This is a genomic window from uncultured Ilumatobacter sp., from assembly GCF_963980585.1.
Lineage (GTDB): Bacteria > Actinomycetota > Acidimicrobiia > Acidimicrobiales > Ilumatobacteraceae > Ilumatobacter_A.
Window position 1 is genome coordinate 1 of sequence record NZ_CAXCAM010000014.1, and the last position, 25,119, is coordinate 25,119.

Here is a 25,119-nt window from a genome sequence, read left to right on the forward strand (position 1 = left end):
CGCTTGCAGAACTGGCGGTAATACGGCTTGAGCGACTCGGCCACGTTTGGGTCATCGACGATCTCTTGTGCCCGACGGCGCACCGTCTCCATCTTCCGGTAGTCGGCCATCTCCATCAGCTCGCCACGCTCGGCAGGCGTGAGCCTCCGACCGAGCTTCTTCGACGCAGTCTTCGCGGCAATGCCGGTGAGATTGCGCATGATGTCGGTCCAGCCATCGTTGACCAGATCCTCATCCTGGTCGGCACCGGTGACCAGCTTGTTGAAGTTCTCCATCCGCCGGTACTGCCAGCCGGACTCTTGCCCTGCGAGGAAGTCGTCGGGGGTCTCGCGGTTGTTGCGCACGTCAACCGACGACGGCGTGCGTTGGAAGACGTACAGCTCCTTGGCCGACGCACCGAGATGCGGAACGCACTGCACAGCGGTGGCGCCGGTGCCGATGATGCCAACGCGCTTGTCAGCGAGGCCATCGAGACCACCCTCGTTGGTTCCGCCGGTGTAGTCGTAATCCCAACGGCTGGTGTGGAAGGTGTGGCCCTGGTAGTCGTTGATGCCGTCGATACCCGGCAGCTTGGGCCTGTTGAGCGGACCATTTGCCATGGCGATGACGCGGGCGGTCATCTTGTCGCCCCAGTCGGTATCGATGACCCAGTGACCGGCGTCGTCGTCCCATTCCACGTGAGTGACCGCAGTCGACAGCAGAGCGTTGTCGTACAAGCGGTAGTGGCGGGCGATGTTCTTCGAGTGCTCCATGATCTCAGGAGCGAAGGAATACTTGTGCTTCGGGAGATAGTCGAGCTCCTCGAGCATCGGCAGATAGCAATACGACTCGACGTCACACATCGCACCCGGGTAGCGATTCCAGTACCAGGTGCCGCCGAAGTCGCCGCCCTTCTCGATCAAACGGATGTCGTTGAAGCCGGCTTCACGCAAGCGGCCGCCCATCAGCAACCCACCGAAGCCACCGCCGACGACCACCACATCCACGTGATCGAACACAGGCCCGCGATCCGCTGCTCGTTCATACGGGTCGTCGACGAAGTCGGAGAAGTCGCCAGTGACCTCGATGTACTGCTCGTTGCCATCGGTCCGGAGCCGCTTGTCGCGCTCGGCAAGGTACTTACGCTTCAGTTCATCGGGGTCGAAGTCGATCCCACCCAGCGTCTCAATCAGCACGTCTTCGAATTCGGCCATTGCCCACGATGCCATCGCACCCGCCACATCTGCGAGCCGGATGAAAACCGTCGGCGCCGTCCGCCCGCGGGCAGCGTCGCAGGCGATGGATAGGTTGGCGCAGTGACCAACGCAGACGCGGAGACCGGTCTGCTCCAGAATCACTCGGTCCGCCGATACCTCGCTTCGAGCGCGCTCTCGACGACCGGCATCTCGCTGATGCTTGCCGTCCTCTTCAAGCAGGCGTTCGACATCACCGGCGATGCGTTGACGATCGGCATCATCGGGCTCCTGCAGTTCATCCCTGCCGTACTGCTCGTCATGGTCAGTGGCTACGTGGCCGACCGTTTCGACCGACGGCGCGTCACCGCGTTGATGACGGTCGGGCGTGTCGCCTGCGCCATCGCGTTTGTCCTCTACAGCCGAGACGTGGGCGACGTATCGGATGGGTCCAACGCAGCGATATGGCCGATGTTCTTGATCCCACTCGTTTTCGGCGCGTTCGACGCCATCGCCATTCCAGCCCGTCATGCCATCGCCCCACTCGTTGTCACGCGCGAGTTCCTGCCGAACCTGGTCGCGGCGGCTGCAGTCACCAGGGTGCTCGCCACGATCGTCGGTCCGGTCGCCGCTGGATTTCTCTACACGGTGGGACCCGACCTCGCCTACTTCGCTGTTGCCGTCCTCTTCGCAGCATCGATTCCACCGATGCTGCGGACCGGCTACGCCGTCACGCCAACCAGGCTGACCGACCGACCGTCGTTGAAACTCGCATTGGAGGGCCTCCGATTCATTCGGCGGTCACCGATCGTCTTGTCCGCGATCTCACTCGACATGTTTGCGGTGTTGTTCGGCGGCGCGATCGCCTTGATTCCGGTGATCGCCGAAGAACAACTCGACGTCGGCGACATCGCGTACGGCTGGCTTCGTGCCGCACCTGGCATCGGCGCAGGCTTAATGGGCCTCGTGCTCGCACGACGGCCCGTGACCCGGCGCGTCGGACCGACCTTGCTCGCCGTCGTTGCAACGTTCGGCGCGTTCCACGTCACGCTTGCAATGACGACCAATTACGTGGTCGCATTCGTCTCGCTCGTCATCGCCGCAGGCGCTGACATGGTCTCGATGACCATCCGTTCGACGCTGGTGCCACTCGCCACGCCAAACTCGCAGCTGGGTCGCGTGACAGCAGTCGAGAGCGTATTCATCGGCGCCTCGAACGAATTGGGCGCGTTCGAGAGCGGCGTCGCTGCCCGCGCGATCGGGGTGCCGTGGGCCATTGCCGGCGGAGGCATTGCAACGATGGCGATCGCCGCCGGGTTCGCCGCGTTCGTTCCAGCGCTGCGCAACATCGACACGTACAACGATGTCCGGCCTGTCCAAGCACCACCGAGAACTTAAAGGACCCCGTTGGCAGCTGTTTCTCGGTTACTGCTGGCAGCAGGAGCTGGCTGAGCAGCAATATCCGAGTCGCACGCTGAAAGCAGACTTGCTACGACGAGCGCTGCACCACAACGCGATGTCCACCTGTGCTGGCTACATTCGCCGTAGCGCGACGGGCTGGCGAAGCTTCTCACGTGTTGTGACAGGGTGTCTGTGAATTTGATCAGCTCAGTTTTTTCAGGTGGTGCTTTGGACCGACTCGTCTTTCCACCACAAAAAAGCCTAGCCAGCCGTTACGTCAAAGCCTTAGAACCCAACTTGTTAGTCTTTAGGAAATGGTAATGAGACTGACCTTTGCGACCGAGACAACCGAGGTTGGGCCACTCGGCGGTCCGACGTACAAAGTCCCAACCGAGGTGAACATCACCATCAGAGAGACCGACACTTACGACGTTGATCTCCAACTCAAATGGAGTTCACGTGAAAGCAAACTGGTCCCGACCAGGGTCACCTTCACCTCGGACCCTAACGGTGAGCCAATAAGCGTCAGTCGCATTGCAAGGATCTCAATGCGTCAGGCCATTCAAACCGACCTTGAAATCAAGCTTCTTGGCGAAGGCGGTTGGCAAGGAATCGTGAAAGATAACGAAGGCTCCGACCCGTTTGCAGTCGACGCACTGGTCTACTTAATCGCCATAGCTGTAGACAGCCCACATCCGTCGGCAACAGTCGCCACAGCACGGGGACTAGCGCCGTCGAGCGGGCCGAAGCGAGTGAGCGACGCCCGTAAACGGGGTCTCATCCCGCTGACCAAGCCAGGCAAAGCGTCAGCCTCATCTGTCTGAACGAATCAGTCCAGCCTACGAACATCGTGCCACCGATCCTGGATGTCGGGCGCCGCCGCCTTATCAACGGGTGCCGACGTGGTGGAGTTCGAATCGGAGGATGCGCGGGTCGGCGACTAAGTCGTCGTCGACTTCTCCCTGCGACCGGGCGAGTACATCAACGCCAGGTCCGGGTGACTCCGTTTCCCACGCCGCGTGACGAACTCGTCCCCCACCGGGCCACACAGGACCCCGCCGTGGTCCCCTACGGCGGCGCGACAATTTAGGGTCGCTCTGCCGCAGCCTTGACACTGTGGTTGTTGATCCCGCAGCCGGGCTGTGAGGGCGGGAGCAGCAACTGAACCGGATCGCCTCAACTTTGCCATGACGGCGATCGGTCAGTCGCTGAGCCAGACCGAATCGAACCAGTTGACTCCGTTGACGACGCACCGCAGTGGTACACCATCGGGTGACGTGCGCTCGCACACACCGCGAACCGACTCGCTGAACGCGTTGTCCCAGATGGTGTGGACGAGGAAAATGCGGGTGGAGGCGTCGTTCATGTCCTGAACAACCGCCTGCCAATTAGCGGCGCGGTCCGCTTTGTCGGGCTGGGCCTGGGCGTCGAGAATCAGGTCGTCGCGCTCCTCGGAGCAGAACCTTGTCCCGTTGAGCGAGATGCCTTCGCCGATCGTGCGACACATCAACGTCTGGCGGTTCGTCGCCGGCTCGAGGGACCCGAACCCTCGCCACAGCGTTGCCTGATACTGACCCAACACGGTTTGCACGATGTGTTGGTCTTGGGCGAGTTCGTCGAAGTTGACGTTGAACGCCGCGCTCCACCCCTGGTCGAGGATGTCGGCCTGGCGCGCCCCGACCACCCCGGCGGCAGGAAATTGGAACTCGACGTCGATCCGTCCGTCAGAGCAGCCGTCGGGCACGTCGGCGCAGTATTGCGCGGAGAGGGCGGCCGCTGCGGCGGGATCGTCACCCTGCTGCACGACGTCGGGATTGTAAAAGTCGCTCCCTGGAACGAACATCTGGTCGGCGTCGCGGGCGATGCCCAACCCGATCAGATCGCGGTAGTCCCGCAACGGGGTTGCGAGCGCCAAGGCCCGCCGAGCCCGCACGTCGTCGAACGGCGGCGAGGACGTGTTGAGTTGGACGAACTGTTCCTGACCGGTCTCGTCGACGATGTTCTGCGCGCTGTCTTCGTCGCGTAGATCGCCCACGGTGGCGGGGTCCGTGGTGTGGAGGCCTTCAACGTTGCCCGAGAAGAAGAGATCAGCGCGAGTCGATGCGTCGGGGATGGGTCGGAACTCCAACGCGTCGAGGTGGACGTCGCCACCCCACCATCCGCCGTGGCGGACGAGCCGGGTGACCGAGTCCAGCGAGCGAGACTCGAAGACGAACGGTCCGGTGCCGACCGGTTCCTGGTTCAGCGTCGGATCTGCGGCGGCCGCCGCAAGCCAATCCGGTGAAGCAACCATGCCGAGCTGCGTCGACAACCAGGCAGGGAACACTGCGTTCGGCTCGAGCATCGAGAACTCGATCGTCCGCTCGTCGACCACGGTCGACGGTCCTTCGGCCGGGTAGAACGGGCGCTGGGCCAGCCCGACAATCGGGCTCGCCAGCTGGGCATCGAAGTTCGCCTGCACCGCCTGGGCGGTGAGGGGCGCGCCGTCGTGGAATGTGATCCCCTCCCGCACGACGACCCGCCACCTCGTCAGGTCGCCGTCGACCGGCTCGACCGACTCGGCCAGATACGGCACGACGTTGCCGTCGACGTCCAACGCGGTCAGCGTGTCGAACACCGCGAGGGCCATCATGCGGCCGGGTGCCGACAGAGACGAGGTCGTCGGGTTCAGCCCATCGACATCGGCCTCAAGGGCGAACCGCAACGTGCCACCCGGAATCGGTCCGGCCTCCTCATCAATGTCCTCGTCCTCGGCAACGTCCTCGACGATCTGCCCCTCGCTGACGACAGGAGCGACGGTTGCGGCTGGCGCATCAGTGGCAGCCACGTCGTCGCTCCCCGCTGGCTCGCCACCACCACTCACCGTCGCCCGCGGGCCTTCGGATGCGCTGTCGCTGCTCGCGGAGCCACCACTGCACGCTGCGGCGACGACCGCCAAACAAGCGAACGCGGCAACGGCCATCGTCGCCAGTGGAAGTCGTGTTCTGGTCATGGGAGCTCCAGTCGAGATTGTGCGTTTCGTCATTGGCGCGACCATTCGCGAGCGGCGATGACCTCATCGGCGTCAGCGTCGCGCCCGTCAGGGAGTTGGACGGAGACGTCGTGCAGCGTGCCGCTGTAAGCGAAAGGCGCTGAGTATCGAGCCGATACGGCCGATCGGTGGTCCTCGCCGACGCTGATCCCAACGGAGGTGAACGTCACCAAGTACCGCGGCACCGTCTCTCGACCACAGGCCTGCCCGTCGATCAACACCTCGACGAACCCGTCGATACCGGTGCGCTCGAGGTGGACACCTAGCGTGCAATCACCCGCAGGCACCTGGATATTTGACTCGACGATCGTGTGGTCGCCGAACGCGTTGTAGTCGACGATGAGCTTGCCGTCCTGCACGAACACCGAACAGCCGGAGTTCTCGTTGCCCGTCGCGATGAGCACTCCCGCTGCGTCAGCCGTCCCGGTCACTCGGGCGGTGATGTCGACTTGCGTATCAGTCAGCGAGGCGGAGGTTCGCGTGGGGATCTGGGTCATCGGCGTCCGGTACACGTACCGACGGTCGGGTCGATGCACCGAGTGCTCGTCCAAGCGGGGAATGAACAACTCGATGCGACGCTCGTCGAGCGGAAGCACCCCGTGGACCTCCGCCTCCTGCCACCACAGCTCGATCAGCTGCGCCAAGCGATCTGGCTCGGCCTCCGCAAGGTCGTGGCACTCCGACGGGTCGGCCGAGAGATTGAACAACTCCCACGGTTCGGTCTCGAAGTCGGCGCCGGGGAAGTGCCGGGCAACCGCCTTCCACAGCACACCATCGAGATCGGCAACGAGAGCGCGGTTCCCGGCGAACTCGAAGTACTGGAGCGTGTTCGTCGCAGGGGCGTCAGCATCGTCGAGGATCGACGCAAACGAATGTCCGGTCACCGGCATTTGTTCGACCCCTCGGTACACCTCGGGTGGCGTCACGCCGAGCAGTTCATAGATTGTCGGCACCACGTCGGAGATGTAGGTGAATTGGTTACGCTTCGTGCCGGCGTGCTCGCCGAGACCGGCGGGCCAATGCACGACCATCGGCACGTGCACGCCGCCCTCGTGCGTATGTGTCTTGTACCAACGGAACGGAGAGTTGCCGCACTGCGACCAACCCCACGGATAGTTCGTGTGGCTGTTCGGCCTGCCGATGTCGTCGATCTTCTCGACCGCTTCGTCGGGCGATTCGACGATGCCTTGGAAGTGCTTCATCTCGTGCATCGTCCCCGCGGCACCGCCCTCCTGGGAAGCGCCGTTGTCGGACATCAGCACGAAGATCGTGTTGTCGAGCTCACCCATCGCTCGGAGCCCATCGACGAACCGGCCGATCTGATCATCGGTGTGATCAAGGAACGCGGCGAAGGCTTCTTGCAGGCGAGCGGCGAGCAGCTGCTGATTGTCCGACAGGTCGTCCCACGGCTCGACACCTGGGTTGCGTGGCGCGAGCGAGGTATTCGACTCGACCACGCCGAGCTCGACCTGACGCTCGTACCAGCGCTGGCGCACCACATCCCAGCCTTCGTCGTACCGGCCGCGGTACTTCTGCAGGTACGCATCGGGTGCCTGGTGCGGCGCATGCGTCGCACCGAAGGGCAGGTAAGCGAAGAATGGCCGATCGGGGCGCAACCCTTTGTTGTCGTTGACCATCAGCAGTAATTGATCAACCAGGTCTTCGGAGAGGTGGTATCCCTCGTCCGCGCTAGCCGGCGGATCGATGAAGCTGTTGTCGCGCACCAACTCAGGGTTGAACTGATCGGTCTCGCCCGGCAAGAACCCGTAGAAGCGCTCGAACCCGCGGCCTAACGGCCACTGGTCGAACGGACCCGCTGCAGAGATGTGCGTGCCCGGCATCAGGTGCCACTTGCCCGCACACAACGTTGCATACCCCTCGTCGCGCAGCACCTCGGCGACAGTTGCCGCAGCGTTCGAGATGTGGCCCGTCGCGTGAGGGAACCCGGTAACCCAGCCCGACAGGCCACGCATCCCGACCGCGTGCTGCGACCGACCGGTGAGGAGCGCTGCACGCGTGGGCGAGCACACTGGCGTCACGTGGAAGTTGGTGAACTGCACGCCGCCGGTTGCGAGTGCGTCGATGTTCGGTGTGTCGATGTCCGAGCCGTAGCAGCCGAACTGTGCGTACCCGAGGTCGTCGAGCAGCACGATCACCACGTTGGGCGCACCACGACCGGGATGGGGTCGCTCGTCGAAGTGCGGAACAGAATCGGCCAACGTGCGGCCGATGGTTCCCTTGAAGTCGTTCATGCGAAGTCCCTCTCTCAGTTGTGGTGCTCAACGATGATCGTGGTGAGGTCGTTGCCGATGACGATCTCACCGTCGTAGTGCTCGGCGGCCAGGGCGATCCACTCGGGGTACTGCTCGGGCGTCGGCGCCGGGACCATGTGGGTCAGTGCGAGTCGCTTCGCGCCGACACGCGCCGCAGTCTGTGCCGCTTCGACGACACCCGAGTGGTACTCGAGGATGTCCTGGGCCATCTCGCCTGGCAGCAGTTCGACGATGTCCTTGCGGAGGACGGTCTGCACATAGACGTCAGCACCGGCGGCGAGCTGATCGACGCCGTCGCACGGAATCGTGTCGCCCACGAGTGCCGCAACTGCGCCCTCGTGTTTGAGTCGGAATCCGATCGTCGGGTGGACCGGCGCGTGCTGCGTCGCTGCGGTGATGATATCGACGTCACCGATGCGGAACTCGTCGCCGGGCTGCAGCTCGGTGACCTCGACCTGCGGGCCGCGCACGAGCGGGTCATGGTGTTCCACCCGGTAGCCGATGTCGTCCTCCAGTGCGTGCAGTTGCCGCTCGACGAACCGCGCGATGCCCACCGGTCCGAAAATCTTCAACGGTGTGATTTCGCGGGTTCTGACCCAGTGCGTGGTGATCACGTCGTTAAGCGCGCAGATGTGGTCGCTGTGCAGATGGGTGATCAGCACACCCGCGAGCAGAGCGGGATCTGACCCTGCTGCCGCCAGGCGCATAACGACACCTCGACCTGCGTCGACAAGGATGTGCGTGCCGTCCGCCTTCACGAGACTCGATGGGCCGGCGCGGTTTGGGTCGGGCAACGGCGATCCGGTTCCGGTCAGGATGATTTCCATCAACGCGGAACCTAGCATGTTAATTTCACAGTATATGAAACTATATTTCGCAGGGAAGAAGCTGGCCCCAGTCGTGCGTATCCGCGGTGAGCGCGACGGTGTGTTCAAGATCCAACCAGAACCGGAGACCGTATGACCACCACCCCACATGAGATGGGCCGCCGTGTCGCACTCATCGCGAACACGAGCTTCTACGTCGGCCCGCCCCTAGCGCGTGAACTCGCTCGGCGGGGCCATGACCTGGTCATCGGGGATCCGGAGCCCGGTCTCGTCGACGAGCTCGAGGCCCTCGGTGCCACCGTTGCGGTCGCCGAGCACGTCTGGGAACTCGCCGACGTGGAGGTCGCCGAGCGGCTCGTGCAGACCGGCCTCGATCGATTTGGTCGTATTGACGCGGCCACTGCATTCACTGGTGAGATCGTCACCGGTCGCTTACTGAAGTCGACTACGGCCGACCTTCACAAGCTCGAACGCGGCCTGATCGACGCCCCGTACCAGTTCATGAAGGCGGTGCTGCCCTCGATGATCGAGCGCGGCGAAGGACAGGTGCTGATGATCACCAGCTCGGCCGGCAATCGGGTGTTGCCGGCGGCGCCGCTCTACTCGGCGCTGCGCGCAGGGGCCACCCACCTCGTGAAGAATGTCGCCGCAGATGTGGCCCGCCACGGCGTTCAGGTCAATGCGCTCGGCACCAATTTCATGGACTTCGACGGGTTCATCGCGGCCAACGGGGCCGATACGCCCGAGGGGCTCGAGAAGGTCGTCTCGCGAGTCCCGATGAAGCGCCTGGGTTCGGTCGAGGAATGCGCGGCGCTGTGTTGTGCATACCTCGACGGCACGTGCGGATTCGTCACCGGGCAGTTCGTCGCCCACGATGGAGGTTGGTCCTGATGAGTGCAGCAACTCCGCAAGCAACTCCGGTGACGCCCGGCGTCTGGGTACTGCCGTCGCAAGGCAATGGATTCGCCGTCGACACGCCCGACGGCGTGGTGGTGGTCGACACCGGGCCGGGCGGGCGCAAGACCGACAACATGATTGCTGCGTTGCGGGTAGTCACCGACTCGCCGGTGAGCGCGATCTGTTACTCGCACGGTCACTTCGGCTACAACTTCGGCGTCCCACAGTGGCTCGAGCACAACGCAGAGCGTGGCGACGCGGCACCCCGGCTCATCGCACACCGCAATTTGCCGCTGCGCTACGAGCGGTATCGCGAGACCGAGGGCTACCAGATGATCCTCAACGAAATGCAGTTCCCCGGCATCTCGGCGCGATTCGACCCGGTGCGGCACGATCCGACCGAGACGTTCGACGACCATCTAGTGCTGCGCGAAGCCGAGCCGCGCATCGAGCTGCTGTGGGTGCCTTCCGAGACCGATGACGCTCTGGCGATGTGGCTGCCCGAGACCAGCACGCTGTTCACCGGCGCGGCCGTGCCCGCCGAGTTCATCCCCAACGTCGGGACCCCACAGCGGTCGCTGCGCCTGACCGGACGTTGGGCCGACACGATCGACCGGCTTGCCGAGTTGCGACCTGAGATTCTGGTGATTGAGTTCGGCGACTTCGTCGTCGGCGCGGAACTCAACCTCAAACGGATGACCACCACATCACGGGCACTGCGCTGGCTCCGAGCAGAGGTGATCGACCGCCTCAACCATGGGATGAACGAGCGCGATATCCTCGCCGACATCTCCTACCCGCCCGAGATCTTCGACTACCCATGGCTCAGCCACGCCTACGGCAGCCCCGACTACATCGTCCGCGACCTGATCCGCGAGGAGAGCGGCTGGTGGGACCGCAACCCCACCTCGCTGCACCCATCAGCACCGGCCGAGGTGGCTCGCGTCACGTTCGATGCCATCGCCGACCCTGATGCCGTGATCGCTCGAGCCGAAACGCTGGCCGCCGACGGGGACCCACAGCTGGCGATGCACGTGATCGACCTCGTCGCTCTTGGCCCCGACGACGAACCAGCGGTCATCCGGGCACGAAAGATCAAGTCCGACCTCTGCCGCGCTCGCTCCAAAGAGATTGCCCCGTATCCGAGCAAGGGGTTGTACAAGTCAAGCGGCATCCGTCTCAAGCAGGGGATCATCTCGTGGGAGGGTGTGGTGCAATGAGCGAGCCAGACCACCAGAGCCGACCCAACCTCCTATTCATCTACGCCGATCAGCACCGCGCCGATGCGATCGGTTGCGCCGGCAACGACGTCATCGTCACGCCACACCTCGACCGCCTCGCAGCCGAAGGCGTGCGCTTCGACCACGCGTGGACCGAAAGCCCGATCTGCCAGCCCGCCCGTGCGTCGCTGCTCACCGGCCGATACCCGAACGACCACGGGGTGCTCGGCAACTTCGCCGGCAACTGCAGGCCGGAGTGGGACACCTTCCCCCGTCGTCTGCAGGAGGCGGGATACACCACGGCCTCAGTCGGCAAGACACACTTCGACGCCTGGCCAATGGGCGCCGAGCCTGGAACGCCGCTGCCGACCGAGGAGTGGATCGGCAGCTTCGGGTTCGATCACGTCGTCGAGGAGTTCGACAAGTACGTCCACCTCTTCGACATCGACACCCCGTACATGACGTTCCTGCGCGAGCACGGTGCATTCGAGGCGTACCAGCAGGTGGTGCGGGACAACTTCCGCGGCGGCGACGGCCACTGGAAGGGCATCACGTCACCCGTCCCCCAGGAGTTGGACCTCACCTGCTTCCTGGCCGACGAGGCCCAACAGTGGATCAGCCGCCAACCAGCCAACCGGCCATGGTTCATGCAGCTCTCGTTCGTGCAACCGCACGTGCCGCTGATGGGCGACCCGATCTGGGCCGAGCACTACGCCAACGCCCACATCGAACGCACCGCGCGGTCCAAGCCCGTCGCGACGACCGACGACTGGGCCCAACAACTCAAGTTCCTGCGCATGCACTCACACAGCGAACTGCTGACCGACGAGTTCGTGCTGGCCGGCGCACGCCAGTACTACGCAATGGTCTCGTTGATCGACCAGCGCATCGGCGACCTCCTCGCTCTCCTCGAACAACGTGGCCAACTCGACAACACGTGGATCGTCTACTCGTCCGACCACGGCGAGATGCTCGGCGACCACGGCGTTATGGCAAAGATGAACTTCTACCGATCATCGGTCCGAGTCCCGCTCATCGTGCGGCCACCTGCTGGCACTTCCGACATCGCCGGCCGGGTCGAGTCGGCTCCGGTGCAGGCATTCGACGTCGCCGCCACGCTCCTCGACGCCGGCAACGCCAGGCCTCTCGACGGCGCACCATCACAGTCGCTCGTGCCGTTCGTGATCGGGAATGGCGCACCGACCCGCGACCACGTCGCGAGCATGATCCGGATGCGGCCGGACCTGCCGACGTGGCACGCGATCACCGACGGCCATTGGCGCGCCACCATCAACGCCGACACCGGCGATGCCGTCGAACTCTTCGACCTCGACGCCGACCACGACGAGACGACCAACCTCGTCGAGCATGCTGATTCAAGCGATGCGCTCACCCAACTGACAACTGCACTGGTCGCTACCGTCGGTACCGCATGACGGAGACGAGCGACGACGGGCGCCTCGCACGCGGTCAACGCACCCGCGAGGCCGTGATCGACGCGCTCTTCGACCTCTACGCAGAAGGAAACCTCACCCCGACGATCGAGGACATCGCCAGTCGTGTCGGACGGACGACCCGTTCCATCTACACCCATTTCCAGGACAAAGAAGCGCTGGCGGTCGCGATGGCCGAACGACTTCTCGAGCTCCACGGCGAGCTGTTCCGGGCTCGCCCGCTGACCGGCACTCAAACACAACGGATCGACGGCATTGCTGCCCACCGCGCCGAGTTCTACGAGACCGTCGCGCCGGTACGCCGCTCCACGCTCGTGCGGATACATCGCTCGCCCGAACTTCAGCAACAGCAGGCCTTTCTGGCCGCACACTTCCGCAAGCAGCTGACCCGGACCTTCGAACACGAACTCTCCACACTCGACGACGACGTCGCCGCCGAGGTCCTCGAACTCCTCGATCTCCACACCAGCTGGGAGACGTGGGACCGGCTCCACGTGTGGCAGAAACTTCCGGTCGACACGAGCCGCAAGATCGTGACCGGACTGATCCGACAAGCCCTGCGACGCCGCTGACCGGCGGCAAGGCTGGATCCGCCTTGGCGTGTGACACTGCGCCGTTATGGTCACTTATATGAGTGATTTTCAGCGATCCGGTGGCTGAGCGACGACCGTCAAAAACGGTTCGCGGGCGGCTTGGACCACAAACCCTCCGTTTTGGACCACAAACTCGACATCAGGTACTTCAGCAACGCAACCCACAAGTCCGCAGCAACGGACCGTCAGCGCTGCATCACCCCAGCTCAGAGGTCATTCGATGCGAAGATCAGAGATGGCCCGAGAGATCACGAGCTGCTGGATCTGCTCGGTGCCTTCGAAGATGTCGTGGATCTTGGCGTCACGGTGCCAGCGCTCGACGGGGTACTCACGGGTGTAGCCGTAGCCGCCCAGGATCTGGATGGCACGTTCGGTGACCCAGGTGGCGGTGCGTGCAGCCTTGAGCTTGGCCATCGAGCCTTCGGCGTTCTTGAAGCCCTTGTTCTTTCCCAGCCAGGCAGCCCGGTAGATCAGAAGGCGAGAGGCCTCGATCTCGGTCGCCATGTCGGCGAGCATGAACGCAATCGACTGGTTCATGATGATCTTGCGACCGAACGCCTCGCGTTCCTTCGCGTACTCAAGGGAGTACTCGTAGGCGGCGCGGGCGACACCGAGCGCCTGGGCGCCAACGGCCGGCCGAGTGGCCTCGAAGGTCTGCATCGCTGCCTGCGAGTTGCCCTTCTCACCGCGACGCACGCGGGCGATGCGCTCGTCCAGCTTCTCCTTGCCACCGAGCAAGCAGCGGCCCGGAACACGCACGTCGTCGAGGACCACCTCGGCGGTGTGGCTGGCACGGATGCCGTGCTTCTTGTACTTCTGGCCCTGCGACAGACCCTTCGTCCCAGGTGGGACGACGAACGATGCGTGCCCTTTCGATCCCAGCTCGGGGTCGACGACGGCGACGACGACATGAATGTCAGAGATGCCACCGTTCGTGATCCACGCCTTGGTGCCATTGAGCACCCACTCGTCGGTCTTCTCGTCGTACTTGGCTGATGTGCGGTAGCCACCGACGTCAGATCCGGCGTCAGGCTCCGAAGCGCAGAACGCGCCGAGGGCCAACTTGCCGGTGTCGGCATTCTCGTAACACTGCGGCACCCATTCCATCAGCTGCTCGGGCGTCGCCGACGACGCGATGCCTGCAGCAGCGAGACCGGAGCCCATGATGGCCATACCAATGCCTGCGTCGCCCCAGAACAGCTCTTCGATCGCAATCGGCATCGACAGCCCAGTCGGGTCGTTCATCATGGCTTCGGCCATGAACTCCCAGCTGTACAGGCCAATCTCCTTGGCCTGCTCGACGATGGGGTACGGGAACTCTTCTTTCTCATCCCACTCTTCACCCGCTGGACGAACGACGTTCTCGGCGAAGTCGTGCACCCACTTCTGGAGGGTGAGTTGATCCTCATTGAGCTTCATGGAGAAATCGGTCATGTCTTTAAATTACCGGCGGGTAACCAGACTTTCTACCTGCCGGTAACTTCGCGGCAGAAACGTTACGAGTCCAACGTCTCCGCAATCGGAACGACGGAAAAATCGGTGTCGCCGTCGATGACGTAGTTGCCGGCAACCAGCTCAACGGGCGCAGCATCAGCAAACGTCACTCCCATTGGGTCACCACCTGCAGCAACGATGCGGATCTGCTCCTTGTACTGCCGGCGCACCATCGACACCCCCCGGTCACTCGACGACAGCCGCTCCTCGGAGTGCAAGGTGATCGGCCCTTGACCGACCTGTGTCTCGTAGTCGCCGGGGTAGGTCTGGTGCTCCTCATCCGTGAGATCGAACCATCCCTTGGCGTCGGGCCCGTATGTACCGAGTCCCTGCGGCGGTGACCCCTTCGGGATGCGGAGGATGCAGAACACGCGCGTGTGCGTGTCGTCGATCGGCTGTGCCCACGACATGTTGTTCGTCTTGCCGAGATACGCCAGCGTTGGCGTCGCAACCACTCGAATGTTGGGCAGACGCGTCTCGGTAATGCGGTGCAATGTGGTGCCATCTGGCAGCTCACGATCCTGCGTGGCCGTGACCCCCCACTCGTGACGCTGCCAGTCGATGCGCGGCCAGATCTCGAGACGGGGATCGAACTGCGGTCCGCTGATCGCGTTGTGCAAGATGAACACGTGGTACGGATCCATCACGTTCTCGTGTGTCTGGAACCAGTTGCACGGCGCCACGTTCGGGCCACCGAATGCGAAGTGATCGACGACGTGAAACTCCTCGTCATGGCCAATGTCTTCGAAGATGTCGTAGCGCGGGAAGTCAGGCTGCTTCTCGGGCGGACCCATGTACGTGAAGATCACCCCGCCGAACTCCTGAACCGGATACCACGGCTGCCGATACGAAGACTTGTTGCGACCACGGTCCGGCTCGCACGGCTGGTCAGTGCAGGTGCCATCAGCACTGAATGCCCACCCGTGGTACGGGCAACGGATGCAATCCTCTTCGACCCGCCCGTAAAAGAGGCTGGTGCCGCGATGGCAGCATCGGGGTTCGAGCAGGCCCGGCGTTCCATCGAGCGATCGATACAGCACGAGGTCTTCGCTGAGTAGCCGCACCTCGCGCGGGATGGACGTCGCCTCGCTCGACAACGCCACGGGCTGCCAATAGCGACGCAACAGTTCACCCGACGGCGTGCCGGCGCCAGTCTGAAACAACTCTGGGTCGGAAACACCCACTGGCCGTCCGTAGGCGCGTCCGTCATCCATCACTGCAGATCACCACACCAGAGAGCGCTCGGACGAGGCGCGAAATGAACTGTTCATGCCAAGCATGGGATCCGTCGAACGCTCAGCGACGAACGGCGGTGCCGTTCTTGGTCGTCTCGACGATCCAGCCAGCCGCCTGCAACTCGTCGCGGATCGCATCAGCCACACCGAAATCCTTCGCCGAGCGAGCAGCGTCCAGCGCTGCCGCCTGGGCCGCGATCTCGTCGGGCACGTCGGATCCAGCCGACAGCTCAAGGCCGAGCGCAGCGCACATCTCGTGGACCGCAGCGACCAGACCAGCCACGTCCTCACCCGCTTCAAGGCCAACGTTGGCCCGGCGGGTTGTATCGAACACGAGCGCCATCACCTTGGGCGTGTCGAGGTCGTCGTCCATCGCTGTGCTGAACGCTGCAATCACGTCATCGTCTGGCTCGGCAGCGAGGCCCGCCGTTCTTGCGGCGAACCCGTCGAGACGCTCGAGCGAGGTGACCGCCGCATCGATGGTGGCCTGGTCCAGGGTGATCGGGCTGCGATAGTGCGACTGCAGCAGCACCAAGCGGTAGGCACGCTGGTCGTAGTGCTCGATGAGGTCGAGCAGGTTCGACACGTTGCCGATCGACTTCGACATCTTCTCGCCCTCGCCGTCGACGATGAAGGCGTGGTGCATCCAGTGGTTGGCGAACTTCTTGCCGAGCGCAACGGCCTGCGCGCGTTCGTTTTCGTGGTGCGGGAACCTCAGGTCTTGCCCGCCGCAGTGGAGATCAAAGCCCTCACCGAGCAGGTCAAGGCTCATCGCCACGCACTCGCTGTGCCAGCCTGGCCGACCCTCGCCCCAGGGTGATGGCCATGCCGGCTCACCGGGCTTCGAGAATTTCCACAGCACGAAGTCGGCAGGGTGCCGCTTCTGACCGGCGCCGACGACTTCGCGCTCGCCGCCACCGGCTCGCATGTCATCGAGCGTCTGGAATGCGAGCGCGCCGTAGTCGTCGACCGACTCGACGTCCATGTACACCCCGTCATCGGTGGCATAGGCCTTGTCCAGGTCCACCAGCTCGCCGATCATCGCGACCATGCCCTCGACGTACTCGGTCGCACGCGGGATGTCGGTCGGACGCTTGACGTTGATGCCGTCCATCGCCTCGAACCACATTGCCTCGCACTTCGTGGTGATGTCCTTCCACGGCCGGTTTTCGTTGTTGGCGCGCTTGATGATCTGGTCGTCGATGTCGGTGATGTTCGACACCAACCGCACCTCCAGGCCAGTCCACTCAAGGTAGCGGCGCAGGATGTCGTAGCTCAGCGTGGCGCGGCCGTGCCCGAGGTGCGCCGGACCGTAGACCGTGGGCCCACACAGGTAGATGCTGACTTTGCCCGGGTCGCGAAGAGCCAGCTCACGCGCGGATCTTGATGCAGTGTCATACAGGTGCAGCACGTCGCCGATTCTACGACGGACCCTCGACCAGCCCACGCCCTCTCTCCACACCCCAGTGCAACGTGATGACGAACACCCCCACAGACGCAGGGCTTCGTCATCGCAACGTCCTGCGGGCGGGCCGACAGCGGTGGATAGCCTGGCCCACTTATGGCGAACATTCCTGACAAGCCGACACTCGACGGCATCGAGAACCGCTGGGCAGACCAGTGGGACACCGATGGCACGTACTCCTTCGACATGTCAGCGGTACGGGACGACGTCTTTTCCATCGACACGCCTCCACCCACCGTCAGCGGGTCGCTGCACATGGGTCACATCTTCAGCTACACCCACACCGACATCGTCGCCCGCTACCAACGGATGAAGGGCAAGAAGGTCTTCTACCCGATGGGGTGGGACGACAACGGCCTGCCCACCGAACGTCGCGTGCAGAATTTTTTTGGCGTGCGTTGCGACCCGAGCCACTCCTACGAAGCCGGCTTCGAGCCGCCGTTCCGCGGCGACCCACCGAAGAAGCACCAAGCCGTGCCGATCTCGCGACCGAACTTTCTGGAACTGTGCGACGAACTCGTCGAGCAAGACGAGAAGGTCTTCGAAGCCCTTTACCGCCGCCTCGGCGTCAGCGTCGACTGGGAGCAGCACTACGCCACTATCGATGAGCGCAGCCGCCGCGTCAGCCAGCGCGCCTTCTTGCGGAACGTGCAGCGCGGCGAGGCCTACAGCCAGGTAGCCCCGACACTGTGGGACATTGATTTCCGGACTGCCGTCGCCCAAGCCGAGATGGAAGACCGTGAGCGGCCCGCCGCGTATCACAAGATCCCGTTCCAGAAAGCCGACGGAACCGGCTCGATCGACATCGACACCACGCGCCCTGAGCTGCTCGCTGCCTGCGTGTCACTGGTTGCGCACCCCGATGACGAACGTTTCCAGCCGCATTTCGGCACGAAGGTGATCGTGCCGCTCTACGGCCAAGAGATCGAGATCCGCGCTCACGAGTTGGCCCAGCCCGACAAGGGCACCGGCATTGCAATGATCTGTACGTTCGGCGACACCACCGACGTCACGTGGTGGCGGGAGCTGAACCTCGAGATGCGCGCCATCATCGGCCGCGACGGCCGACTCTTGCCCGACGCACCGCACGACGTCGATCCCGAGGCCTATGCGCTGATTGCCGGCAAGTACCCAAATCAAGCGCAGCGTGCGGTGGTCGAACAACTCACTGAGCAGGGCATCCTCATCGGTGAGCCCCGGCCCCTGCAGCACCCCGTGAAGTTCTACGAACGCGGCGACCGGCCCCTTGAGATCGTGACGTCGCGTCAGTGGTACATCCGCAACGGTGGACGCGACGCAGACCTGCGCGCCGACCTCGTCGCACGTGGCACCGAGATGGATTGGCACCCAGGCCACATGCAGCACCGCTACGACAACTGGGTCGAGGGTCTCAACGGTGACTGGCTCGTGAGCCGTCAGCGTTTCTTCGGCGTCCCGGTGCCGATCTGGTATCGCCTGGACGCCGCTGGGGAGCCGATGTACGACGAGCCGTTGCTGCCGAGCGAGGACCTCTTGCCGATCGATCCGTCGACCGACGTGCCGAACGGCTTCAGCGCAGACCAGCGTGACCAGCCGAACGGCTTCGCGGGCGACCCTGACATCCTCGACACGTGGGCGACATCATCACTCACGCCTCAGATCGCCGGGCATTGGGAAGAGGGCGACGGTCTGTTCGAACGTGTCTTCCCCTACGACATGCGCGCTCAAGGCCACGACATCATCCGTACCTGGCTCTTTTCCACGATCACGCGCAGCCACCACGAACATGGCGTCGCACCCTGGAGCCACGCCGCGCTCAGCGGATGGATTCTTGACCCGGACCGCAAGAAGATGTCGAAGTCGAAGGGCAACGTTGTCACCCCGATGGACCTGTTCGACCAGTACGGCACTGACGCCGTGCGCTACTGGTCTGCTTCGGGCCGCCCGGGCGTTGACACTGCGTACAGCGAAGATCAGATGAAGGTCGGCCGCAAGCTTGCCAACAAGCTCCTCAACGTCACCAAGTTCGTCTTGACCTTCCCGGAAGCAGACGCGTCGATCCCGCTCGCCGATGCAGTGACCGATCCGGTCGACCTGTCGATGTTGGCCAAGCTCGACGAGGTCATTGCAGAGGCAACCGCCGGCTTCGAAGCATTCGACTACGCCCGAGCGCTCGACCGGACGGAATCGTTCTTCTGGTGGTTCTGCGACAACTACGTTGAACTCGTCAAGGGCCGCGCCTACAACTCGCGTGGGCCCGAAGCTGCGAACTCTGCACTGCGTGCGCTGCGAGAAGCACTCGGATCCGTTCAGCGCCTGTTCGCCCCGATGATCCCATTCGCGACCGAGGAAGCTTGGAGCTGGTGGAACACCAACAGCGTCCATGCAGCCTCGTGGCCCGTGCCGAGCGCACTCACTGGCGACGCAACGTTGATCGACCCAATCATCGACACCCTGGCCCACGTCCGGCGGGCGAAGACCGAGGCGAAGCAAAGCCAGAAGGCTGCCGTCGAGAGCCTCGTGGTCACGGCCCCAGCCGCGCTGCACGCCGCCGTCATCGCAGGCGACGGCGACCTCCGCGACGCTGGTTCGATCGCAACGGTGTCCCTTGTCGAAGGCGATGGGTTCAGCTGTGCGATCACCCTGGCACCGACTGACTGAGGGTCGCGCCCAGCGACGGGCGGAATCACGCTTGGTCCTAGCGGAACCTAAGTCATATCCTATTCCCTGTATCGTCTTGTCTTATGCGCACGAAGTTGGGTCTTGCCGTCGCGTCGATGACCGCCGCCTCCATCCTGGTCTTCAGCGCAGCCTCCGGGGCCGCGCCGTCAGAGACCGATCCGCCGCCCGACAGCGCTGAAGCCCCGCTCACAGATGCGTCGACGACGACCACAACGCTTCCGCCCGTCATCGTCGGTCCGGCCATCATGCAGGGCGATGACGCTCTTGACGGTGTCCCCAGCGCGCCGGACCGCGGGACGCAGGTCGTCATCAATCCGCCACCAAGCACCACGACCACAACGCTCCCCCCAGGACCTGACTACAGCCTTCCGGCCAACTCCGGAGCTGGTCGCCGTGCGGTGTATTCAAAGTCGCTGCAAAAGGTCTGGGTCGTCGACGGCAACAATCGGCTCATCAAGGAACACCGAGTTTCCGGCAAACTCAGGTATTGCGACCCGTACCCCGGCACTTATCGTGTGTATTCCAGGTCGAAGTACACCCATTCCATTCAGAACCCGCGGATCCAATGGATGTACATGGTCCGGTTCGCCAAGAGCTGCAACGGCGGCAATATCGGCTTCCACGAGATCCCGACCGACACGAGCACGGGCTACAAGCTGCAGTCGGTCAGCCAGCTCGGCACGCCGCTCTCCGGAGGGTGCGTGCGCCAGGCCGTCTCCGACGCTGTCTGGATGTGGAATTGGGCGTACGTCGGCACAAAAGTCGTCGTACTCCCCTGACGAGACCTGCCATGATTGAGCTTCGTTGCGGTCCACCTTGCCGCGACCGAAGCTAGTGTCGCCAGCTTCATGTCCGTCGACAATCTATCGCCCGAGTCGTTCCCTCCCGCGAGCTCCTGCGAGCCACCGTCCCCGATCCAACTCCGCCGCACCTGGCCCCAACGACTGACCATCGCCGGCGTCATTCTTGCTGCCTTCGGTTCTTTTGCTGCTGGATCGGTGCTCTTCGCAGCGCAGCGCGTCGTCGAAGACCGCAACGTCGTCGTGCTCGACGACAACAATGCCGCAGGATCACCCGACGGTGAATCGTCGTTCGCCGCAAGCGAGGGCGATGGCAGTGCTACCAATCAGCCACTGCAACCTGTCGAGACATTCCCGCCGGCCGAGCCTGCAGCCCGCAATTTCTTGATCACCGGCGCTGACAACAACGCCTGTATCGACCCTGACTCGCCATATGCCGGGGCATTCGGCGAACGAGAGAGCTTCGGTGCACGCAGCGACACGATCATGCTCTGGCGCGTCAACCCCGCCACGTCTCAGGTCGCTGTCTTGTCATTCCCGCGTGATCTCTGGGTGACCATTGCCGGCCGGTCCAGCGAGCAACGCATAAACGTCGCATACGAACGAGACAATCCACAACGCCTGATCGACACGATCTACCAGAACTTTCTGATCGAGGTCGATCACTACATCCAGGTCGACTTCTGCGCCTTCAAGATTCTCGTTGACGCGGTCGGTGGCGTTTCGGTCCCCTTCGATTTCCCGGTGCGCGACCCAAACACCGGCCTCAACGTGCCCGAGGCCGGGTGCTTCAACTTCAACGGCGACCATGGACTGGCCTACGTCCGATCACGCAAGCTCCAGTACCTGACCGAGAGCGGCGAATGGAAGCAAGACGGCACCTCCGATCTCGGACGCATCTCGCGCCAGCAGGACTTCATTCGTCGAACCGTTGATTCGTTGCTGGCCGCCGGCGCCTTCAACCCCAGTGTGATTCGAGCCCTGATCCGCACCAGTGACGACTACGTCGTCGTCGACAACAACTTGTCAATCAACAAGCAACTCGAGTTCGCCGGCGTGCTACGTGAAGTGGACCCCGCAGACATCACGACGTATCAGATCGAAGCACGAGGCGCCACGATTCAGGGTCAGTCCGTGCTGATCCCGCAGACGGGCGGGTCCAACATGCAGGCCGTCTTCGCAGTATTCCGCGGCGACGCAACGTTGGCCAGCGCTCCCGAGCAGGTGTTTGAGACCACCACCACGGCAGCCCCCGACGAGCAAGTGACCGACACCAGCGGTCCTGCCACAACATTCGATTCACCCGTCGATCTCGTCGATCCGACGACGACGGTCGAGGCAGTTCCGTTCGTGACACTGCCAATTGTCGAAGCCGAAGTGAACAGTATGGGCATCTTCCCCGACCCCAACGTCAGTTGCTCCTGAACCCCACCCGAACGGCGAGGCAACAGCGTCACCGGTGTCGTCGACCCAAGCTGAACATCAGGTGTCGAGGACCCGCGCCAAGGCAGCAGCGGCGTCTGATGGACCCGTCACCGTGGTGATCCGGCTGCCCGTCGCCGCCGCGAGCTCCCGAGCCGCCTCGTCGTCGTCGGCAGGCGCGATAATCAGCAGCTCCTCGACCTGCCGTGCGGCAACCGCCACGCCGATCGCCGACTCGGCATCGCCCGATCCATGGGCAGTCGCTCGACAATCCGACAGCAGAATCGTGATCTTCCGCGCTGCCCGCGACCGGCCAAGCTGCTCGCAAGCAGCAGCGAGCGCACCTGCCACGTCCGTGGTGCCGAAACCGCGGAGCGCCAGCACCGCATCGACCACGCCCTCGTTCGACTTGTGGGCATCCTGCGACTTGGCGGCAACGACCTCCTTGCCGAACGAGAGCACCGAGTAGTCGTTCGGGGAACGCCAAGCAATCGATGCCGCTGCAACCGCTGAGGTCGCCAGCGGTTCGCCACCCATCGAGCCGCTCCGATCGACGAGCAAGCAGATCGCCGTGTCTGGCGTCGTCCAGGCTCGAACCCGCAGCTCCTCTGGGTCGACGGCTCGCTGCTCGCTGCGCGCCGACACCAGCGCATCGATGCTGGCATCAAGATCAATATCGCCGCCGTCGGGCCGATAGCGCTGCGTCTCCAATCGGCCGACGCCACGCGGGCGAGTCGGGCCACGTTTGGCGAGATCGAGAAACAGCCTGCCCGCCAGCCGACGAGCGAGGTCGCGCAGCACCTGATCGGTGGCCCCCGTCAAGTCGGCCAGCAACGCCATCGTCTCGTCGGGGTCGTCTTCCATGGCCCGCTCGATTGCTTGCTCATCAAGTTCGCCGACCTCGGGCGAGATCTCCTCGAACCGATCGTTGCGTTCGAGCTCTCGGCGCGACGTGGACTTCTTCCGCGCGTCGCTGACAGCCTCGTCAGCCTCGTCGCCTTCCTTGACGCCGGGCGGCGGCGACTTCAGCTGGAGGTCGTGCCCCCAGTCGGGGCGCCAGCTTTTCCCTCGCCGTCACCTCCGTCGGACGTCGACCGGCCGAACACGGCCTCCCAGAGTTCACGGATGACATCTTCGGCGGTTCGGCTGGTGCCCTCCCGCAACCGCACCCGCCCTGACAGTGCCACAAGAGCCGCGTCGAGCGACACGCTCGGCGTGTGCGGCTCGGCATCGCGAATTGCCGACAGCGAATTCGCCACCATGACCATGTCGATGGCTCCACGTACCGACGAGCCGATCCGCAGGTCAGGATGCTCGCGCGTTGAACGAACCAACGCGACCACGCCGTCCCGCCACGCCGCATCGACGTCGTTCAACTGCCCAGGCGTGGCGGTGACCGTCTCCTTGCGGACGATCATCGCCTCGTCCTCCAGCGACTGATAGTCGACCGAAATTCGACACACCCGGTCGTACACCGCACTCGAGATGCGCGCCGTGCCGACCGCGTCGAAGGGGTTCATCGCCGACACCAGCCTGAAGCCAGGCGCTGCCTCAATCCGTCCGAGTCGAGGCACGTTGAGTTCACGCTCACTCATCACGGTAATCAGCACGTTGAGCGTCTCTTCAGGGACCCGGTTGAGTTCCTCGATGTACAGCAACGACCCGTCCTGCAACGCAGCGGCAAGTGGACCGGCAACGAAGACGTCCGGGTCATATCCCTCGCTCAGCACGCGGGCCGGGTCGAAGTGACCAACGAGGCGCGCCGGCGTGAGTTCGGCATTGCCCTCAACAAACTCGAAACCAATGTCCATCTCGCGAGCGACACCGCGGAGCAGGGTCGATTTGCCGGTGCCGGGCGGGCCCTCGATCAGAATGTGGCGGTTGGCGTCGATCGCGGCGATCACGAGCTCGATTTCGCGGACGCGGCCGACCACACCGGCTCTCAGCCGGTCGAGCAGGGCACGCAGGTCAGCAGATGCAGCAGTGTCAGACATAGGTGACCACTCCGCGAATGTTCTCGCCGTCGCGCATTGCCCGGTAGCCCTCGTTGATCTCGTCGAGGGCATACGTCTTGGTGATCAGCTCATCGAGCTTGAGCTGTCCTTCGCGGTACATCCCAAGCAGCTTCGGGATATCCGCACGGGGATTCAGCGACCCGAAGATCGTCCCCTTGATCTCCTTGTTCCACATCGCCAACTCGAACAGGTTGACCGATGATGTGCCATGGTCCATCGGCGCAATGCCGGTCACGACGATCGTTCCGCCCTTGCCGGCCAACTTGGTCCCGAGCTCCATCATCTCGCCGTACAGCACGCCGGGCGTCATGATCACCTTGTCGGCCATCATCCCCCACGACAGTTCGTTGACCTGCGGGAAGGCTTCTTCCATCGACGAGAACGTGTGCGTCGCACCGAACTCCATCGCCTTCTCCCGCTTGAACTCGATCGGGTCGACCGCAATGACGTGCCGCGCGCCCGCCATCGCCGCTCCCTGTACGGCGTTCATCCCGATACCTCCGATGCCGACCACCACGACCGTGTCGCCAGGTTCGACGTTGGCACGATTGGTCGCCGAGCCCCAGCCAGTGGCGACACCGCACGACACGAGTGCGACGGCTTCGAGGGGTAGGTCCTTTTCCACCTTGATCACCGAGTCGGCAGCAACACAGGTGTACTCCGAGAACGTGCCCAGCTTGGCGAACAGGTTCAGCTCGGTTCCGGCCTTCGGACCACTGACCAGCCGATGGCGGCTCGTGCCGTCGGTGATCATTCCTTTGAGAAAGGTCCCCCCGCTTGAGTCGCACAGATTCTGGCGACCGGTCGAGCAGTAACGGCAGCGTCCGCACGACGGAACGAACGAGGCCGAGACGTGATCGCCGACCTCGACGCTCCTCACGCCGGGCCCGACCTCGACGATGACACCCGCGCCTTCGTGACCACCGATCATCGGGAACAGGTCGGTGATACCCATCGCGTCCCACGCCTCGCGTGGCGGCACCATGTCACCGGTGACGATGTGCTCGTCGCTGTGGCACAGACCAGCGGCCTTCCACTGCACAAGTACTTCGTTCGCCTTCGGCGGGTCGACTTCGATCTGTTCGACAACCCAGGCCTGACCTTGGTCATACAACAACGCTGCGCGGCTCAACATGACCGCAAACTACTGCTCACTTCT

19 protein-coding genes are annotated in these 25,119 nt (G+C 63.6%); 9 read left to right on the forward strand and 10 right to left on the reverse strand.

Features of this window, described 5'->3' with window-relative positions; genetic code table 11:
* Window positions 1–1,193, reverse strand: a 1,193-nt coding sequence (locus ACH2DW_RS06390) for a flavin-containing monooxygenase (RefSeq protein WP_394928892.1), incomplete at its 3' end; no start/stop codon positions are given.
* A 102-nt stretch (window positions 1,194–1,295) separates the two neighbouring features.
* On the opposite strand from ACH2DW_RS06390, the gene ACH2DW_RS06395 reads away from it, so the two are divergent.
* Together ACH2DW_RS06395 and ACH2DW_RS06400 are read left to right on the forward strand one after the other, a co-directional pair.
* The gene (locus tag ACH2DW_RS06395; RefSeq protein ID WP_394928893.1) at window positions 1,296–2,570 is read left to right on the forward strand and encodes an MFS transporter; all 1,275 of its coding nucleotides are present in this window, start codon (window positions 1,296–1,298) and stop codon (window positions 2,568–2,570) included.
* A 398-nt stretch (window positions 2,571–2,968) separates the two neighbouring features.
* Window positions 2,969–3,397: a hypothetical protein gene (locus ACH2DW_RS06400; RefSeq protein WP_394928894.1), complete on the forward strand. Its 429-nt coding sequence runs from the start codon at window positions 2,969–2,971 to the stop codon at window positions 3,395–3,397.
* A 377-nt stretch (window positions 3,398–3,774) separates the two neighbouring features.
* Here the strand turns inward: ACH2DW_RS06400 and ACH2DW_RS06405 are convergent, their stop codons facing one another.
* Genes ACH2DW_RS06405 through ACH2DW_RS06415 form a run of 3 tightly spaced genes read right to left on the reverse strand, consistent with a single transcriptional unit; the run spans window position 3,775 to window position 8,707 of the window.
* Window positions 3,775–5,565: an ABC transporter substrate-binding protein gene (locus tag ACH2DW_RS06405; RefSeq protein ID WP_394928895.1), complete on the reverse strand. Its 1,791-nt coding sequence runs from the start codon at window positions 5,563–5,565 to the stop codon at window positions 3,775–3,777.
* Between the two features lie 29 nt (window positions 5,566–5,594).
* A complete protein-coding gene (locus ACH2DW_RS06410; protein ID WP_394928896.1) occupies window positions 5,595–7,856 on the reverse strand; it encodes an arylsulfatase in 2,262 nt (753 codons plus the stop codon).
* A gap of 14 nt (window positions 7,857–7,870) precedes the next feature.
* Window positions 7,871–8,707: an MBL fold metallo-hydrolase gene (locus ACH2DW_RS06415; RefSeq protein ID WP_394928950.1), complete on the reverse strand. Its 837-nt coding sequence runs from the start codon at window positions 8,705–8,707 to the stop codon at window positions 7,871–7,873.
* Between the two features lie 129 nt (window positions 8,708–8,836).
* On the opposite strand from ACH2DW_RS06415, the gene ACH2DW_RS06420 reads away from it, so the two are divergent.
* Genes ACH2DW_RS06420 through ACH2DW_RS06435 form a run of 4 tightly spaced genes read left to right on the forward strand, consistent with a single transcriptional unit; the run spans window position 8,837 to window position 12,847 of the window.
* Complete coding sequence (locus ACH2DW_RS06420; protein ID WP_394928897.1) at window positions 8,837–9,595, forward strand: SDR family NAD(P)-dependent oxidoreductase; 759 nt, start codon at window positions 8,837–8,839, stop codon at window positions 9,593–9,595.
* Window positions 9,595–10,821 (forward strand): alkyl sulfatase dimerization domain-containing protein, encoded by a 1,227-nt coding sequence (locus ACH2DW_RS06425; protein ID WP_394928898.1) that lies wholly within the window; start codon window positions 9,595–9,597, stop codon window positions 10,819–10,821. Before ACH2DW_RS06420 ends, ACH2DW_RS06425 begins: the two co-directional genes overlap by 1 nt.
* Complete coding sequence (locus ACH2DW_RS06430) at window positions 10,818–12,257, forward strand: sulfatase (RefSeq protein ID WP_394928899.1); 1,440 nt, start codon at window positions 10,818–10,820, stop codon at window positions 12,255–12,257. The genes ACH2DW_RS06425 and ACH2DW_RS06430 overlap by 4 nt, the downstream gene beginning before the upstream one ends.
* Complete coding sequence (locus tag ACH2DW_RS06435) at window positions 12,254–12,847, forward strand: TetR/AcrR family transcriptional regulator (RefSeq protein ID WP_394928900.1); 594 nt, start codon at window positions 12,254–12,256, stop codon at window positions 12,845–12,847. Before ACH2DW_RS06430 ends, ACH2DW_RS06435 begins: the two co-directional genes overlap by 4 nt.
* A 234-nt stretch (window positions 12,848–13,081) precedes the next feature.
* Here the strand turns inward: ACH2DW_RS06435 and ACH2DW_RS06440 are convergent, their stop codons facing one another.
* The 3 genes from ACH2DW_RS06440 to cysS all read right to left on the reverse strand — a co-directional run bounded on the left by ACH2DW_RS06440 (window position 13,082) and on the right by cysS (window position 17,008).
* Complete coding sequence (locus ACH2DW_RS06440; RefSeq protein ID WP_394928901.1) at window positions 13,082–14,302, reverse strand: acyl-CoA dehydrogenase family protein; 1,221 nt, start codon at window positions 14,300–14,302, stop codon at window positions 13,082–13,084.
* Window positions 14,303–14,364: 62 nt separating this feature from the next.
* A complete protein-coding gene (locus tag ACH2DW_RS06445; protein ID WP_394928902.1) occupies window positions 14,365–15,576 on the reverse strand; it encodes a Rieske 2Fe-2S domain-containing protein in 1,212 nt (403 codons plus the stop codon).
* 82 nt (window positions 15,577–15,658) lie between these two features.
* Window positions 15,659–17,008: a cysteine--tRNA ligase gene (gene cysS / locus ACH2DW_RS06450; RefSeq protein WP_394928903.1), complete on the reverse strand. Its 1,350-nt coding sequence runs from the start codon at window positions 17,006–17,008 to the stop codon at window positions 15,659–15,661.
* Between the two features lie 150 nt (window positions 17,009–17,158).
* Here cysS and valS point away from each other — a divergent pair, with 150 nt between their 5' ends.
* The 3 genes from valS to ACH2DW_RS06465 all read left to right on the forward strand — a co-directional run bounded on the left by valS (window position 17,159) and on the right by ACH2DW_RS06465 (window position 21,948).
* Window positions 17,159–19,702, forward strand: a complete 2,544-nt coding sequence (valS, locus tag ACH2DW_RS06455; protein WP_394928904.1) for a valine--tRNA ligase — start codon at window positions 17,159–17,161, stop codon at window positions 19,700–19,702.
* A gap of 83 nt (window positions 19,703–19,785) precedes the next feature.
* Window positions 19,786–20,502, forward strand: a complete 717-nt coding sequence (locus ACH2DW_RS06460) for a L,D-transpeptidase (RefSeq protein ID WP_394928905.1) — start codon at window positions 19,786–19,788, stop codon at window positions 20,500–20,502.
* Window positions 20,503–20,571: 69 nt separating this feature from the next.
* Entirely contained in the window at window positions 20,572–21,948 is a 1,377-nt protein-coding gene (locus ACH2DW_RS06465; RefSeq protein ID WP_394928906.1) for an LCP family protein, read from the forward strand.
* A gap of 57 nt (window positions 21,949–22,005) precedes the next feature.
* Here the strand turns inward: ACH2DW_RS06465 and ACH2DW_RS06470 are convergent, their stop codons facing one another.
* The 3 genes from ACH2DW_RS06470 to ACH2DW_RS06480 form a co-directional block, all read right to left on the reverse strand.
* Window positions 22,006–22,809: a VWA domain-containing protein gene (locus tag ACH2DW_RS06470; protein ID WP_394928907.1), complete on the reverse strand. Its 804-nt coding sequence runs from the start codon at window positions 22,807–22,809 to the stop codon at window positions 22,006–22,008.
* A 161-nt stretch (window positions 22,810–22,970) separates the two neighbouring features.
* The gene (locus tag ACH2DW_RS06475) at window positions 22,971–23,939 is read right to left on the reverse strand and encodes an AAA family ATPase (RefSeq protein WP_394928908.1); all 969 of its coding nucleotides are present in this window, start codon (window positions 23,937–23,939) and stop codon (window positions 22,971–22,973) included.
* Window positions 23,932–25,095: an NDMA-dependent alcohol dehydrogenase gene (locus tag ACH2DW_RS06480; protein ID WP_394928909.1), complete on the reverse strand. Its 1,164-nt coding sequence runs from the start codon at window positions 25,093–25,095 to the stop codon at window positions 23,932–23,934. Before ACH2DW_RS06480 ends, ACH2DW_RS06475 begins: the two co-directional genes overlap by 8 nt.
* Window positions 25,096–25,119 lie beyond the last annotated feature (24 nt).